Annotated in this window: 16 protein-coding genes; 6 read left to right on the top strand and 10 right to left on the bottom strand. The window is 29.1% G+C overall.

Features of this window, described 5'->3' with window-relative positions:
* Window position 1: 1 nt before the first annotated feature.
* The 8 genes from QMG63_RS03320 to QMG63_RS03285 all read right to left on the bottom strand — a co-directional run bounded on the left by QMG63_RS03320 (window position 2) and on the right by QMG63_RS03285 (window position 6,999).
* Window positions 2–250 (bottom strand): type B 50S ribosomal protein L31, encoded by a 249-nt coding sequence (locus tag QMG63_RS03320; protein ID WP_281861701.1) that lies wholly within the window; start codon window positions 248–250, stop codon window positions 2–4.
* 57 nt (window positions 251–307) lie between these two features.
* Window positions 308–1,852, bottom strand: coding sequence for a transcription termination factor Rho (gene rho / locus QMG63_RS03315; RefSeq protein WP_281861699.1), 1,545 nt, complete (start codon window positions 1,850–1,852; stop codon window positions 308–310).
* 89 nt (window positions 1,853–1,941) lie between these two features.
* Window positions 1,942–2,349 carry a bactofilin family protein gene (locus QMG63_RS03310; protein ID WP_281861698.1) on the bottom strand — a complete coding sequence of 136 codons (408 nt, stop codon included), beginning with the start codon at window positions 2,347–2,349 and terminating at the stop codon, window positions 1,942–1,944.
* Between the two features lie 3 nt (window positions 2,350–2,352).
* Window positions 2,353–2,679 (bottom strand): HU family DNA-binding protein, encoded by a 327-nt coding sequence (locus QMG63_RS03305; RefSeq protein ID WP_281861696.1) that lies wholly within the window; start codon window positions 2,677–2,679, stop codon window positions 2,353–2,355.
* Between the two features lie 11 nt (window positions 2,680–2,690).
* Complete coding sequence (rpsT, locus tag QMG63_RS03300; protein ID WP_011772187.1) at window positions 2,691–2,948, bottom strand: 30S ribosomal protein S20; 258 nt, start codon at window positions 2,946–2,948, stop codon at window positions 2,691–2,693.
* 73 nt (window positions 2,949–3,021) lie between these two features.
* Window positions 3,022–3,843, bottom strand: coding sequence for a hypothetical protein (locus QMG63_RS03295; RefSeq protein ID WP_281861693.1), 822 nt, complete (start codon window positions 3,841–3,843; stop codon window positions 3,022–3,024).
* Window positions 3,844–3,860: 17 nt separating this feature from the next.
* Window positions 3,861–4,967, bottom strand: a complete 1,107-nt coding sequence (gene ychF, locus QMG63_RS03290; RefSeq protein WP_281861691.1) for a redox-regulated ATPase YchF — start codon at window positions 4,965–4,967, stop codon at window positions 3,861–3,863.
* A gap of 25 nt (window positions 4,968–4,992) precedes the next feature.
* On the bottom strand, window positions 4,993–6,999 hold the full coding sequence (locus tag QMG63_RS03285) for a hypothetical protein (protein ID WP_281862107.1): 2,007 nt from the start codon (window positions 6,997–6,999) through the stop codon (window positions 4,993–4,995).
* Between the two features lie 156 nt (window positions 7,000–7,155).
* On the opposite strand from QMG63_RS03285, the gene lnt reads away from it, so the two are divergent.
* On the top strand, window positions 7,156–8,709 hold the full coding sequence (lnt, locus tag QMG63_RS03280; RefSeq protein WP_281861689.1) for an apolipoprotein N-acyltransferase: 1,554 nt from the start codon (window positions 7,156–7,158) through the stop codon (window positions 8,707–8,709).
* Here the strand turns inward: lnt and QMG63_RS03275 are convergent.
* Together QMG63_RS03275 and QMG63_RS03270 are read right to left on the bottom strand one after the other, a co-directional pair.
* Window positions 8,673–9,437: a hypothetical protein gene (locus QMG63_RS03275; protein ID WP_281861687.1), complete on the bottom strand. Its 765-nt coding sequence runs from the start codon at window positions 9,435–9,437 to the stop codon at window positions 8,673–8,675. The two genes, lnt and QMG63_RS03275, sit on opposite strands and share 37 nt — an antisense overlap.
* A 68-nt stretch (window positions 9,438–9,505) precedes the next feature.
* Complete coding sequence (locus QMG63_RS03270) at window positions 9,506–10,108, bottom strand: deoxynucleoside kinase (protein WP_281862105.1); 603 nt, start codon at window positions 10,106–10,108, stop codon at window positions 9,506–9,508.
* A gap of 249 nt (window positions 10,109–10,357) precedes the next feature.
* Here QMG63_RS03270 and QMG63_RS03265 point away from each other — a divergent pair, with 249 nt between their 5' ends.
* The 5 genes from QMG63_RS03265 (at window position 10,358) to glpQ (ending at window position 15,791) form a co-directional block, all read left to right on the top strand.
* Window positions 10,358–10,774: a hypothetical protein gene (locus QMG63_RS03265; protein ID WP_281861685.1), complete on the top strand. Its 417-nt coding sequence runs from the start codon at window positions 10,358–10,360 to the stop codon at window positions 10,772–10,774.
* Between the two features lie 144 nt (window positions 10,775–10,918).
* Complete coding sequence (locus QMG63_RS03260) at window positions 10,919–11,680, top strand: MIP/aquaporin family protein (RefSeq protein WP_281861683.1); 762 nt, start codon at window positions 10,919–10,921, stop codon at window positions 11,678–11,680.
* A gap of 61 nt (window positions 11,681–11,741) precedes the next feature.
* A complete protein-coding gene (gene glpK / locus QMG63_RS03255) occupies window positions 11,742–13,235 on the top strand; it encodes a glycerol kinase GlpK (protein ID WP_281862103.1) in 1,494 nt (497 codons plus the stop codon).
* A 104-nt stretch (window positions 13,236–13,339) separates the two neighbouring features.
* Complete coding sequence (gene glpT / locus QMG63_RS03250) at window positions 13,340–14,704, top strand: glycerol-3-phosphate transporter (protein WP_281861681.1); 1,365 nt, start codon at window positions 13,340–13,342, stop codon at window positions 14,702–14,704.
* A 70-nt stretch (window positions 14,705–14,774) separates the two neighbouring features.
* Window positions 14,775–15,791 (top strand): glycerophosphodiester phosphodiesterase, encoded by a 1,017-nt coding sequence (gene glpQ, locus QMG63_RS03245; RefSeq protein WP_281861679.1) that lies wholly within the window; start codon window positions 14,775–14,777, stop codon window positions 15,789–15,791.
* Window positions 15,792–15,811 lie beyond the last annotated feature (20 nt).

The following is a 15,811-nucleotide window of genomic DNA, read 5'->3' as shown; positions in this document are numbered from 1 at the left end:
ATTACTTAAGTTTTTTATATTTTTTGTTAAATTTATCAATTCTACCTGCTGCATCAACAAACTTCTGTTGACCTGTATAAAAAGGATGTGATTTACTTGTAATTTCAACAGTAATTAACGGATACTCTTTATTATCACTATATTTAATTGTCTCTTTTGAAGTTAAAGTAGATCTAGCTAAAAACATCGCACCATTGGAACTATCTTTAAATATTACTAAATTACTAACAGGATGTATATCTTTTTTCATAACGCCTCTCTTAATTTGATAAAAGTTTAGTCTAAATTTCAAATAAAGTCAATTTTACTAATCTCCATTACTCATGGTCTTTAGGAAAATTTCATTATTCTTACTCTTTTTCATCTTTTCAACTAAAGCTTCAACACCTTCATAATCATCAACACCACCTAAAATTTTTCTAATAAGCAAAATTTTAGAACGTTCTTCTTCACTTAAAAGCAATTCTTCTTTTCTTGTCCCTGATTTCTTAATATTAATAGCAGGGAAAAGCCTTCTATCTGCCAAACTCCTATCAAGAATTAACTCCATATTACCAGTACTTTTAAATTCCTCAAATATGACTTCATCCATCTTACTTCCAGTATCAACTAAAGCTGTAGCTATAATAGTAAGACTTCCACCCTCCTCAATATTTCTAGCAGAACCAAAAAACCTTTTTGGTTTATGTAAAGCATTAGAATCAACGCCACCTGAGAGTATTTTACCAGAAGTTGGCATAGTTTGATTATAAGCCCTTGCAAGTCTTGTAATAGAATCTAAAAGAATAACAACATCCTTTTTATTCTCAACAAGTCTTTTTGCCTTCTCAATAACCATCTCTGCAACCTGCACGTGCCTACTAGCCTGCTCATCAAAATTAGATGCAATTACCTCACCCTTAACACCCCGAATCATATCAGTCACTTCTTCAGGTCTCTCATCAATAAGTAAAATCATTAAAACAATGTCTGGATAATTAGTAGTAATTGCATTGGCTATTTTTTGAAGCAAAGTAGTCTTTCCAGCCTTTGGAGGTGATACTATTAATGCTCTTTGTCCTTTTCCAATAGGAGAAAAAAGATTAATAAGCCTAGTGGAAATATTACAATTCTCATATTCAAGATCCAACTTTGAACTAGGATATAAAGGTGTTAAATTATCAAAAGGTATTCTATTTTGTGCAAATGTAGGATCCTGGTCATTAATACTTTTAATTTTAATCATTGCAAAAAATCTCTCACCATCCCTTGGAGACCTAATCTGCCCATATAAAATATCACCTGTCCTTAAATTAAAAAGTCTAATCTGAGACGGTGAAACATAAACATCATTACCTCCTGAAAGATAAGAATTAGATGCCGTACGCAAAAACCCGTACCCATCACTTAAAACATCAAGAACACCAGTAAATAAAACATTAATATTATGTTCAGTTAATATCTTAACAAGTAAAAATATCAATTCTGTCTTCTTCATTGTTACCGCAATAGTATGATTAGTACCAAGTCCCTCAACAACTTTCCTAATTTCGGTAATGGGTTTATCATAAAGACTATCAATAACAATAAAATCTTTACCACCTAAAAAATTAATAATGTTGCTTTGCTCAAGAGTTTTAATACTATTTTCTAAATCTGGATCAGATATATCATAATCAAAACCTGACGAGACTCCATTAGATTCTCTCAATTTATCAATATTAGAGTTTTTAAGTCCACTAGCAACAGAGTCTTTTTTAGTGACAACTTTAACTATTTTTTTCTTAGAATTATCCTCAATCTTTAATTCCTTAGAAGAATTTAAACGCTTCATTTCATCCTCTAAATTAAATTCCGAACATTTTTTATCCATAATCTCCTCTATGAGATAAATTTTTAAGAAGGGTATTTTATCAATAAATAATACTTAACCATTAAATAATCAATAAATATAACACTAATTCATTGAAAAGTATCTTTTAATTGTGACACTGTAAAAGAAAATAAATCTATACTCTCATTAGATTTAATCATTTCACACTTACCATCAAAGACTATATTATCATTAATAAATATCTTTTTTGTCTTAACATCACCGTATATCTTACAACCACTATTTAAATAAACCTTATTGCTAGCATTAATATTTCCCTTTAAAATTCCTTCAATTATTAACGTATTGCAAATTACCACATCTGTAATAACTTTACTATTTTTACCTATAAAAAGTATTCCACTTTTTGAAAATATCTCCCCCTCAAAAGACGAATCAAGATATAAAGCACCCTCAAACTTTAACTTTCCTCTGAAAATCAAGCTTGAATCTAACTTACAGTCCCATTTGTAAGAATCTTTAACATTAACAGGCATTAACTATCCCTTAATGCCCCATACTCGTTCTTTTAAATCTTTTCCTGGACGAAAATAAGCAACATGATGATCATCAACATTAACATATTCACCTGTTTGAGGATTACGAGCATTTTGGCGACCTTTTCTTTTTCTAAGCTCAAATGTACCAAAAGATCTAAACTCTATAACATTATTAAGACAAAGATTATTTTTAAGCTCTTCAAAAAAAGCATCAACTACAAGCCTTATATATTTTTTCTCTAATTTTTCATTACTATTTTTAATATTTAAAGATATTTGGTTAACAATATCTGACTTAGTAACTTTGGGTCTTCTTGAAAAAGACATAAACTAGTTCCTTATCGTAATAACAAAATACTCAAATTTGATTTTTTACGTGCAGCTTTATTCCTATGAATTATTCTTTTTCTAGCAGCAGTATCTAATTTTTTTGAAACAAATTTAAAAAACTCCAAAGCTTCTTCTTTTTTACCTTCCCTTATAAGGTTCATACAACGCTTTTCTATTGTTTTTAACTCACTCTTAACACTTACATTTCTTAAATTTCGCTTCAAATTTTGGCGAGCTCGCTTTAATGCCGATGGATTATTGCCCAAATTAAACTCCTTAATGCAGCAAACATGATAATAAATAAATATACCAACTAAGTACAATATAGTCAATCATACATTAAACACACTGCTTACAATATTTATCAATATAAGCAAACACATTTTGCATAGAATAAGCCATTCCCTCATTACTAATGTATACCTTTTTAAGAGTACCTCTATGATTATACACAAAAGACAAATAACCATCCCTGCCAAGCTCAGAAACATGAACAAATATACTGTTAAAAAATTTATAAAAGTATTCTTTATGAGAGAAAATTTTTTTCTCATAAACAGAATCCTTTCTAAATTCATAAAAAATAACCAAATTTTTAATAACTAAAATATCGTCTATTAAAACCTTAATACCGATAAGAAAGATAAAAAGAAATACTATTATGCTATCAAATGCAATATAACAAACAAACATGTTAATTAAAATTCGACACAAAAACATTAAGAAATAAACACCTGAAATATAATACCTTATTGGAAATTCTTCATTCTTTGCAATAAAGAGATCACTTCTCATAATTTTAAGTTTCCTGAAAAAATTGCTTAAATATTTTTTTCTTAAAAAGCAAATTTTTATTTTCTGTTCATTATTTAATCCTAGGATTAACATACTATCTGATAATCTATTTTCAAACCATACAATATCATTAAAAGTAAAATTAACCTTGGAATAAAATTTTTTATAAAAAATTTTATCTCCTTTGAAATCAAGTTCATAAAAATATCTTAAATAAAAAATTATTAAAAAAAGATTTATCAATATTAAAAAAAGAATAAAAATACCAAAAACATCCTTATATAACAACATATAAAATATAGAAAAATTCAAATTAAGAAAGAAAATAAAAACTAATCTGATTTGATAAAAAAAAAACTCTTTCATATTAATAAATATTTTATTTAAACATTAAATTTAAAAAAAATTATATCACCATCTCTTACTAAGTAATCTTTCCCTTCAAGCCTAAAACGTCCTTTCTCCTTGACGCCTTGAACACTTTGATATTCAATTAAATCATTAAATGAATATACTTCGGCTTTAATAAAACCTCTTTGAAAATCACTGTGAATAATACCTGCAGCTTCTGGGGCCTTCATTCCATTCATAAAAGTCCAAGCTCTAACTTCTTGCTCTCCAGCCGTAAAATAGGTTCTCAAACCTAAAGCATAATAAGTTGTTCGTATTAAATTGCTAAGACCACTATCATTAATTCCCATAGACTCAAGCATTTCCCTTCGCTCACGCAAGTCTTTAATCTCAACAAGTTCTGCCTCAACCTTAGCACACAAAATTAAATAATTATTACCCTCACTTAAAGCTATATTTCTTACAATATCTGTGTATTTATTGCCACAAAAAGAATTTTCATCAACATTACAAACATATATAACTTTTTTAATAGTTAAAAGATTTAAAGATTTAATAAAACTATATCCAAATTCATCAAACTCAAATTCAATTGCCGGTCTAACATCCATTAAATGCTTTTCAAGGCTCTTAAGCATCGAAACAATCTTCTTCGCATTCTCACTAATCTTTTTATCAACACTCTTTACATTTTTTTCATTCTTTAAAATGCTTTTCTGGACAGTATCAAGATCTGCAAGACATAATTCTGTATTAATTGTGCTTATATCTCTTTGTGGATTTACATCCCCATCAACATGAATAACTTCTCTATCTTCAAAACACCTAACAACATGCACAATAATAGAAACCTCACGAATATTTGCCAAAAATTTATTACCAAGTCCCTCACCCTTCGAAGCCCCCTTCACAAGACCTGCAATATCAACGAATTCTATTACAGCAGGAACAGTTTTTTTTGACACAACCAAACTAGCAATTTTTGAAAGCCTATCATCAGGAATTTCCACTATACCTACATTTGGATCAATAGTACAAAAAGGATAATTAGCAATCTCTGATTTTGATGCTGTCAAGGACGAAAATAAAGTAGATTTACCAACATTGGGCAACCCCACTATTCCCACATTAAGCGCCATAACTAAAACTCCATAAAATTAAAATCTAATTAACCAAATACGCAAATTCGCCTCTACCTATTTGTTGATTAAAATTTACCTCAACAGATAGATTATAATAGCTATCAGGTTCTTGAAGTCCTGGATAATCATACTCAAGCAAATAAGTGCCTGTTTTTTGTTTCATCATTAAATCATAAACTCTAGATACTCCCTCATAAGATGAAAAAGGAATAATTGCACCACCAGTTTCATTTACTAAATACTGTAATTTAGGATCAACAGGATTATTGCCAAATAATATCAAATAAAATCTAATATCATTATTCTTATAATAACTTAAAATAGTATCTATAGAATATCTATTGAAAGCAGAACGACTTAAATGTCCATTGCTAAAATAAAGCACAGCTCTTCTTACACTCTTTGACATAAGCTCAGAACCTGCAAGTTTAAGACTAACATCAGTCTTTACATAATTTGAATCATAAGCTCCAAGAGAATTTGTCTTATGAATGGTACTTACTAAACTTTCAATATTATCTACTAAAGGTACACTTGTTGCATTTATAAAACTAAATTTCTTATTCGCTCTAGACTTTATAAGAGTATTTACACTCATAATCTGTTCTGACTCATAATTTTTCATAGCAAAAGACTTATCAAAAACAATTGCAATATTCATATCATTAGAAGTATCAATATCATAAGCAACTTTAGGATTAACAATATAATATTCTTCATTAGCAATCGCAAAATTTTCGCTCTTTAGACCTACAACTGGCAAGCCATTTCTATTACTAACATTAAGTTCAACATAAATTTTAGGACCTCCGACCCTAATTACCCGACGTACATCAATATTTAAACTATCATAAACACTAACATCACTTTTATAAATCGAAATTTGAGCATTATCAAAATCTGAAACAATCATTTGATTATTAACATCAATAATTGAAGATGAAATTTTAGAATCAATCTTATCTGCTTTTAAAAGCTTAACAAATATCTTTCTTAAAACACTGTACTTATAAACACCATACTTTGAAGATATAATAATATTATTGCCTGTAAAATCACTACTAAGACCTTCTATTCCCTCAAGAGAAGTTGCAATAGAATATAAATGATTACCACTAGTATCAAAAACCTCAATGGAATTTCTCAAAGTATCAGCAACATAAATATTTCCATTTAAATATGTAATACCTGTTGGACCTAAAAGCCCCATATATCCAACTGTTTTAACACCAAAATGCAAAATAAAATCTCCCTTGGCATTAAATTTACTTACCCGCTTATTTCCCCATTCACTAACATAAATATAACCTCTCTCATCCACTGTCATATACTGAGGAGCAAGCAACTCACCAGCATCAGTGCCTTTTTTTCCAATCGAACCCCTTTTAATACCAAAAACTTTATCATATATGCCAATCTCATCATTAGAACAAAGTGTCACATACAATAGGTCACCAAGTTCAATCACGTCATAAGGCGACTTTAAAGAAGTAATTCCATCTTTAATCAAAACACTAACATTATTGTTAGCATCAAAATGTAGTATTTCATTTCCTACAAAATTAACAGCATAATACCCACCATATTGATCAGCTTTTAAAGAGGTAATCTGATATCCATTTGGCCGTCTATAAATAGAATTATTAAGAGAAGCAACTTGAATAAACCTTTCAACATCAAGTTCATTACTTAATGATATACCTCTTCTTTTTTCAATTATAGATATTAACTGTCTAAGATAAGCTGCCTTATACCCTTGGGATTGCAAATTTCGCCATTCCCTTAAAGATTCTTCAACATATCCCAACCTATAATAAACATTACCTATCCAAAAACGATAATCTAGATTACTTGGATCAAAACTTAAAACTCTTTTAAAAGATAATAAAGCATCATCATAAAGCCCATTATTATAAGAATTAAGTGCCAATTTAAATTCTTCTTGAGCATCTTTATTGGTAACTATACCTTGAGAATTTAAAACAAATGGACTTAAAAAAAATAACACAAATACATTAAATATTAAAATCATTCTCTTTATACTTAAACAAATACTATACAAATTTGATATTGTTATACAAAACATATTATATATATTATACTATGCAATATGGCATATTAATATCTATAACACTTAATATGCCATATATTTTTATAGATAAATATCAGTAAAAAAAGAGGAAAAATGGAAAAAAGATATTTTTTACTAGCTATATTTTCTGGAGTGCTTACCACTCTGGCAATTCCAAATGAAATAAAAAATATGGGATATTCAAGTATTGGCCTAGTTGCATACATACCACTTTTTATTGCATTAATTAAAGTAAAAGACAAAAAAACTCTCATCAGTTTAACAATTTTTTACTTTTTAGTAGCTAATAGTTTACAAAATTTTTGGCTTGCATTTTTTCATTCATTTGGGCTAATTACATTTTTAGGAGCAATATCTGGATATATTCCCTACGCTTTTGTTTTAGGATTTTTTTTATACTATGCATTAAAAACTTTTAAGAATAAAACGTTGACTTTAGCTATACTTTTCACATTTTATGATTACTCAAAATCAATTGGATTTGCAGCATATCCTTGGGGATTCTCAGCCTTTATGGTAAATAACTTCAACAATCTTATACAAGTAGCTGATATTTTTGGGGTTTTTTTTGTATGCTTCATTGTTTATTTTTTTAATGCAGGAATTGCAAATTTTTTAATAAAAAAAAACAAAATAAACACATTAAGCATATTATTCTCCGTTCTATTAGTAAGTACATCTTTTGCTTACGGAATCATGAAAAAAATCGAATTAAATCCAATCTTAAGCAAAGAAATAGACACTCTAAATATTGCAGCAATCCAAATTAATATTGATCCATGGATACCTGGAAATCATAAAAAAGGAATTCAAACATCTATCAAGCTTACAAAACAAGCCTTAAGAAAACATCCTGATACAGAACTTGTACTTTGGAGCGAAGGGGCATTAGCCTTGCCATTCAATTCTTACAAAGATTACATTTATTATAATGAAGAATTGATTGAATTATATGATTCAGTAAATGAACTAATAAGCAATAGCAAAGCCCATTTTGTCATTGGTTCACCTTCAAAACCAGATAAAAGATCATTAACACATCAAAATTCAGTTTACGCAATAAAACCTAACCTTAAGATAGAAAATATATACTCTAAAATATTCTTAGTTCCATTTTCAGAAAAAATACCATTTTATGAATATAAATTTATAAGAAAATTTTTCAGTCAAAACTTTAACATTACAGGACAAATCAACGGCAATAAACTTGAAATCTTTAAACTCAAAAAATTCAATTTGGGACTATTAATATGCTATGATGATGCATTTCCAGACCTTGCAAGAAATTACAAAAAACAAAATGCAAATCTACTATTAAACTTTTCAAATGATTCTTGGTCACATACAGATTCATCAGAATGGCAACATTTTGTAGTAGCAAAATTTAGAAGCATAGAAAATGGAATCAAGACTGTTAGAGCTACAAATTCTGGAATCACTGCTATAATAAATGAATATGGAGAAAATGTTAAAAGTTTAGACACATTCAAAGAAGGATATCTAATATCAAAAATAAAATTGTCTCCAAGATTCACAACAATCTATGAACACATTGGAGACCTGTTTATATATGTTTTGGCAATAGTAATTGTAATTATGACACTAAGATTCTATTTTATTGAAAAGAGTACCCATTTATCATTCTGATTTTCAAAACATAAAGTTTGAACATCTCTCCAAAATGGAATATTTTTAGTAACATCATTTTTCTTAGCTTTAACTTTAACACTATAAAGAACATCTGTATTTTTTACAATATTTAAAGATTTAAGGTCATAAAAATCATCAACTGCAAGATAACTTACATCATCCTTACTAATATCATTTGAAACCAACTCTAAATTTGAAATAAAATCTGTTTTAGGCTCAATTTTACCCAAAACTTTAACCTCGTCGGCCACAACAGAATCAAGTAAATTTAAATCCTGCAAAAGAAGAGCCCTTACAAATTTGCTAAACTGAAATTTAACTGCTTGTTCTTTATATTTCTCTCTCTCTCTATTTGCAATATATTCTATTTTAGGAGCATTTGTTATTTCACTAATTTCAATTTTACTATGAATTATCCCTGGAATATCATCAAGTTTAACATCATCAAATGCAAGGAAGTTAGTCTCACCCTCCAATTTAATCTTAGAATCAATTTCTTCTACAGCAATTTCAAGATTAACTTCTTCTTTCAGTCTTGGATAAATTTCCAAAGCCTTTTTTTTAAAAATTTTACCCTTTTTAACTTTGCCAACATCAATATATCGCTGCCCAACCTCATAATAAAAAATAGCAAGTTCTTTTTGTTGCTCATCAACTACAGAACCATTTTTTGCAAATAAACTTATAAAAGCAAAAGAAAAAAACAATAACACCAATTTTTTCATGCTAACCTCCAATAAAATCTAATCATCCTCAAAAAACAAAAATAAAACCATAAATCATCTATAAATAATTATATTACAAGTTTATCTTTAATGAAAGCAATAAGCTTGCTTTTGTGTTTATCATCAAAAATATTTATGCTATTGTAATCAAAGCTCAATTTAGGCGATAAATCATAACTATCATACCAACTTAAATATTTCTCATTAAGACCTTCAAGATACTCTCTAGGAATGCCTGTTTCAAAACTCCTATTTCTATTTTTAATGCGAGACTCAGCTTCATCAACACTACAATCAAGATAAATCATCAATACAGGTTTTTGAGAATGCTCAAGCATATTATCAAGCAAATCAAGATATATCTTATATTCATCATTGGAAATATATCCACTATCATTTAAAAGAGAAGCAAATACACGATCGCCATAAATAGATCTATCAAGAATCCCTCCCTTAGTCTTAAATATACTCTTTATAAGCTTAAATCTTTCATTTAAAAAATTAATCTGAACTAAAAAAGCCCACCTAGACTTATCTTTATAAAATTTATCTAACATAGACAATGTAAATTCATTATTTAATTCACTGTAAAAAGGAATATTAAACTCCTTAGACAAAACATGTCCAAGCGTAGTTTTTCCTACCCCAATTAAACCCTCAATTACAATCACCAAACCTGCCTCCAAAATTCTAAATAATATTTACTAATTAACATTAATAATAATTAAAAATAACATCATTTAAACACATAAAAACATAAATTATTAAAAAATATAAAATAAAAATGTTTAAAAAAAATGAATAAAGTATTAATAAATTCATATTTTTAAATTATTGACATTAATAGCAATAAAAAATAAAATCTTTAACATACAAAACAATTTCATATACTTTAATGTTTAAATTCAGGAGAATATTCAATGAATAGAAAATACAAGGTAAACAATCAAATAACATTGTTTAAAGAAATAATTAAAAAATTCATAAAGGAAAAATGTAAAAAAATTTTCATCTCAAAAAGATTTATAAATAAAATTAAAGGATTAATCAAAAAATTTAATTTATATATCAAAAATCATATAATCTTAAACAACCAAAAAGGGAATAGTCACAATTGGCAAAAATTTATAACTTATAATCTTATCCCCTTAATAGCAAAAAATTTATTAATGAATAAAGATCTATGCTACAAAAACAAATATAAAGAGCATATAAATGCTTCTATATCAAATTTCACAAATTCTAAGATAATGGATATTGAAATATTAAATAAAAAAAGAGCAATTAGTCAGCATAAAAAGACTTCTCTTAAGTTTTCATATTTGGAAATAATTTAACAAATTCAACATAACTGTACATATTAAAAAATATTATGAGAGAAAATGAAAATAAAAAATTATAAAAAAATACCATATAAAAATTGAAAAAATATAAAAATTTAATTCCAAATTAAATTTTAAGTAATATAAGGGGGCTAAAGTATGATTTATATACGATTGAAAGAATTTATTGCAGAATTTTTAGGTACATTTATTTTACTGGCACTTGGAACAGGTTCTGTAGCAATGACAACCTTATTCCCATCAAACCCTTCTGTAACTGGAGAAATAATAAAGGGAGGCTATACAAATATAGTACTTGGCTGGGGACTTGGTGTAACATTTGGGGTTTATACAGCAGCAAGAATTAGTGGTGCACACTTAAATCCTGCTATTAGCATTGGATTAGCTACTATTGGCAGATTTCCAACGGCAAAACTTTTTCACTACATTTTAGCACAAATACTTGGAGCATTTTCTGGGACTTTAATGACATTAATTATATTTTACCCCAAATGGATAGAAATAGATCCTGCATTTGAAAATACCCAAGGAATCATGTCCACTTTTCCTGCTGTCCCTGGGTTTTGGCCTGGATTTATTGATCAAATATTTGGAACATTTTTATTGATGTTTTTAGTCCTAGTTGTTGGAAAATTTATAAAAGGAGACGCTCAAAATCCATTCTTTCCCTTCATTATTGGATCAATAGTTTTAGCCATTGGAATAAGCTTTGGGGGAATGAATGGTTACGCTATTAATCCAGCAAGGGATTTGGGACCAAGAATATTATTACTACTAGCCGGTTTTAAAAATCACGGTTTTGACGAAATGACTGTATTCATCATCCCCATATTAGGTCCAATAATTGGCACTATCCTAGGTGCTACAGTTTACGAATTTATCTTAGAAGACAAAAAATGATCCTAAATACAATTCAAACTAACATTGATTATGACAATAATGTTAAGGAGGAACAATGAATATGAAATATATTTTATCCATTGATCAAGGTACAACTAGTTCAAGAGCAATAATATTTGACAAAAAAGCAAACATAAAAGGATTTGCACAAAAAGAATTTAAACAAATTTATCCATATCCAAGTTGGGTTGAACATAATCCAAACGAAATATGGAGCTCAATATTAGGAGTAATGGCAGAAGCTTTAGCAAACGCAAGAACTTTTCCCAATGAGATTGAAGCAATTGGAATTACGAATCAAAGAGAAACGACAATTATTTGGGACAGGCAAACAGGACATCCAATTTATAACGCAATAATCTGGCAAGACAAAAGAACAGCACAACTTTGCGATGAATTAAAAGCAAAAGGACAAGATAAAATTTTTTTAAAAAAAACAGGTCTTGTATTAGATGCCTATTTTAGCGGTACAAAAATAAAATGGATATTGGATAATGTTGCAGGAGCAAGAAAACGAGCAGAAAAGGGAGAATTATGTTTTGGAACAATAGATACTTGGATGGTCTGGAAACTTACTAAAGGGAAAATACATATTACAGATTATTCTAATGCATCAAGAACACTACTCTTAAACATTAAATCACTTAAATGGGACGAAGAATTATTGCAAATATTAGAAATCCCAAAATCAATTTTACCTGAACTTAAACAAAGTTCCGAAGTATATGGAAAAACCAACTCTTCAACACTGGGGACAGAAATCCCTATATCAGGAATTGCAGGTGATCAGTTTGCAGCAACATTTGGACAAGCATGTCTTCAAAAAGGAATGGCTAAAAATACCTATGGAACTGGCTGCTTTGTTACTATTAACATAGGAAAAAAACCCATTATTAATGAACAACAAACAATTTTAACCTCAATTGCATGGGGAAGGAAAAATTCAATAACTTATGTCCTTGAAGGAAGTGTTTTCATTGGAGGAGCTGTAATTCAATGGCTAAGAGACAATCTAGAACTATTTAAAAAAAGTAGTGATGCAGAGGCACTAGCAGCCTCAGTAGATAATAATGGAGGTGTTTATTTTGTACCAGCATTTGTAGGACTTGGAACACCTCATTGGGATCCCTATGCTATAGGAACAATTATTGGACTTACAAGAAGCTCAACAAAAGAACACATTACAAGAGCCGCTCTTGAAAGCATTGCATTGCAAAGCTTTGATGTACTAACTGAAATGCAAAACTCAATTAAAGATTTTGCAATAAAAGAACTAAGAGTTGATGGAAAAGCTAGTCAAAATAATTTACTTATGCAATTTCAAGCTGATATTTTACAGTGCAATGTTGTCAGACCAAAAATTACAGAAACTACCGCTCTTGGTTCTGCTTATCTGGCAGGACTTGCTGTAGGATATTGGGAAAGTGCTGAAGAGATTACAAGTCTTTGGAAATCAGATAAAATATTTGAACCTTCTATGGAAAACAGCAAAAGAGAAGATTTAATCTATAATTGGCATAAAGCTATTAATAGAGCAAAGGATTGGATTCAATAACATTTAAATTACTAATTTGTCAAAATCCAAAGACTAGTATTTCTTAAGTTATAAACGTAATATATAAAATTAATATTTGGTAAACACAACGGAGATGTTAAATTATGAAGAAGTTATTTGATTTTTTAAAACCAGCGCCCCACATAAAGAGAGTACACAAAGAAATAGAAGATTCACTATATAAAAAGTTAAGATTGCAAATCTTTATTTCAATATTTATTGGATATGCTGGTTTTTATTTAACTAGAAAAATTTTTTCATTTGCTATACCAGAGCTTGAAAAAGAAGGTTTCAATAAAGGTCAATTAGGAATAGCTTTATCTGGAGTTTCAATTGCATATGGATTTTCTAAATTTATTATGGGAAATATCTCAGATCGAAGCAATCCTAGATATTTTTTAGCACTAGGACTACTGCTTACAGCAATAATCACCTTGTTATTTGGATTATTTTCATGGCAATTACTAGACCCCACAACTGCGATAATATTAATGTTCATTTTGATGTTTGCAAATGGATGGGTTCAAGGCATGGGCTGGCCTGCGTGCGGAAGAACTATGGTTCACTGGTGGGCAAAAAAAGAAAGGGGAATAACTGTAGCTACTTGGAATTTAGCTCACAATATAGGAGGAGGATCAGCTGGGATAATATCCGCTTGGGCTTTGATTTACTTTAAAGAATGGCAAGCCATATTTTATGTACCAGCAATATTAGTAATAGGAATTGCAATATTTATTCTCATTACACTACGAGATACACCTCAATCTGTAGGATTACCACCAATTGAAGAGTATAAAAATGATTATCCTGACGACTATACAGAAGAGGCAGAAAAAGAACTTGGTTCAAAAGATATATTTATAAAATATGTCTTTAACAATAAACTGCTATGGTACATAGCTACTGCTAACGCATTTATATACTTTGCCAGATACGGAATTCTAGACTGGGCACCATCATATCTATCTCAAGTAAAAAATTTTTCCATCAAAAATTCAGGATGGGCATATTCCCTTTATGAATTTTCAGCCATTCCTGGAACAATAATTTGCGGATGGATATCTGATAAAATTTTTAAAGGAAGAAGATCTGAGACTGGAATAATTTTTATGACTGCTGCTCTTATTACAATAATTATATATTGGCAACTACCAGAAAATAATCCAACACTTACAATTATTCTCTTAGCAATAATAGGATTTTTTATCTACGGCCCCGTTATGCTTATTGGTCTTCACGCTCTTGATCTTGCTCCCAAAAAAGCTGCGGGCACTGCTGCAGGCTTTACAGGATTATTTGGATATATAGGGGGTTCTGTTACTGCTAGCGCTATTACAGGTCTTGTACTGCAACACTTTAACTGGAATGTTTATTTTTACTTATTAATAACTGCTTGCATTTTCTCAATACTATTTATAAGTTTAACACTCAAGCAAGAAAAAAAAATCAATAATACCAATAAACAATAATTATATAAACATGGAAGCTTAATAAATAAATATATTATAATGTAATCATCACAATATAAGGGGTTAAATAATGAAATTAATTAAACCAAAATTATTAATGCTTACAGTGAATATTTTTCTTATCATTGCCTGTCAGGACGAAAAAATGAGTATAATAAACAAAAAATCACCATTAATTATAGCTCACAGAGGTGCTAGCGGGTATTTACCAGAACATACCTTAGAAGCTAAAGCATTTGCTTATGCTTTAGGAGCTGATTACCTAGAACAAGACATCGTTTTAACAAAAGATAATGTCCCTATTATAATGCACGACCCAGAACTTGATACAACAACAAATGTTGCAAAATTATTTCCTGAAAGAGCTAGAGAAAATGGAAGATACTATTCTGTCGATTTTACACTAGATGAACTTAAATCACTAAGTCTTAGCGAAAGATTTGATCTAGAAACCAGAAAACCAATATATCCTAACCGTTTTCCCTTAAACGAATATAGCTTTAAAATCCCAACTTTAGAAGAAGAAATACAATTTATACAAGGATTAAACAAAAGTACAGGAAGAAACGTTGGTATTTACCCTGAGATTAAAAAACCCTTATGGCATAAACAACAAGGTAAAGATATCTCTAAAATTGTAATAGAAATTTTAAATAAGTATGGATATAAGTCAAAAGAAGACAAAATCTATCTTCAAACATTTGACTTTGACGAATTAAAGAGAATAAGGGAAGAACTTGGATATCAAGGAAAATTAATAATGCTTGTTGGCGAAAATGACTGGGATGAAGCCCCAACAGACTATGAATACATAAAATCACAAGAAGGTATGACAGAGGTTGCAAAATATGCCGATGGAATTGGACCTTGGATACCACAAATTATCATTGATGGAAAAATAACAGATCTAACAAGTTTAGCGCACAAATATAACATGGAGGTTCATGCTTATACATTTAGAATTGACTCATTACCTTCATATGTAAAAGATGAAAATGAGCTATTAGATCTACTATTTAATAAAACCAAAATAGATGGCCTATTTACAGATTTTACTGATACAGTAGTAAAGTTTATAAAACAATAAAACGATCACTATAATTTTAA

Origin of the sequence: Candidatus Borrelia fainii (assembly GCF_027925085.1) — a bacterium.
GTDB classification, from domain to species: Bacteria; Spirochaetota; Spirochaetia; order Borreliales; family Borreliaceae; genus Borrelia; species Borrelia turicatae.
This window is presented reverse-complemented; position numbering and strand designations above follow the sequence as displayed.

Excerpts from the sequence above, each read along its gene's own strand:
- glpK (WP_281862103.1), top strand. The coding sequence starts at position 11,742 with ATGAAATATATTTTATCCATTGATCAAGGTACAACTAGTTCAAGAGCA.
- rho (WP_281861699.1), bottom strand. The coding sequence starts at position 1,852 with ATGGATAAAAAATGTTCGGAATTTAATTTAGAGGATGAAATGAAGCGT.
- glpT (WP_281861681.1), top strand. The coding sequence starts at position 13,340 with ATGAAGAAGTTATTTGATTTTTTAAAACCAGCGCCCCACATAAAGAGA.
- lnt (WP_281861689.1), top strand. The coding sequence starts at position 7,156 with ATGGAAAAAAGATATTTTTTACTAGCTATATTTTCTGGAGTGCTTACC.
- QMG63_RS03310 (WP_281861698.1), bottom strand. The coding sequence starts at position 2,349 with ATGCCTGTTAATGTTAAAGATTCTTACAAATGGGACTGTAAGTTAGAT.
- QMG63_RS03260 (WP_281861683.1), top strand. The coding sequence starts at position 10,919 with ATGATTTATATACGATTGAAAGAATTTATTGCAGAATTTTTAGGTACA.
- QMG63_RS03305 (WP_281861696.1), bottom strand. The coding sequence starts at position 2,679 with ATGTCTTTTTCAAGAAGACCCAAAGTTACTAAGTCAGATATTGTTAAC.
- QMG63_RS03275 (WP_281861687.1), bottom strand. The coding sequence starts at position 9,437 with ATGAAAAAATTGGTGTTATTGTTTTTTTCTTTTGCTTTTATAAGTTTA.
- QMG63_RS03265 (WP_281861685.1), top strand. The coding sequence starts at position 10,358 with ATGAATAGAAAATACAAGGTAAACAATCAAATAACATTGTTTAAAGAA.
- glpQ (WP_281861679.1), top strand. The coding sequence starts at position 14,775 with ATGAAATTAATTAAACCAAAATTATTAATGCTTACAGTGAATATTTTT.
- QMG63_RS03320 (WP_281861701.1), bottom strand. The coding sequence starts at position 250 with ATGAAAAAAGATATACATCCTGTTAGTAATTTAGTAATATTTAAAGAT.
- ychF (WP_281861691.1), bottom strand. The coding sequence starts at position 4,967 with ATGGCGCTTAATGTGGGAATAGTGGGGTTGCCCAATGTTGGTAAATCT.
- QMG63_RS03295 (WP_281861693.1), bottom strand. The coding sequence starts at position 3,843 with ATGAAAGAGTTTTTTTTTTATCAAATCAGATTAGTTTTTATTTTCTTT.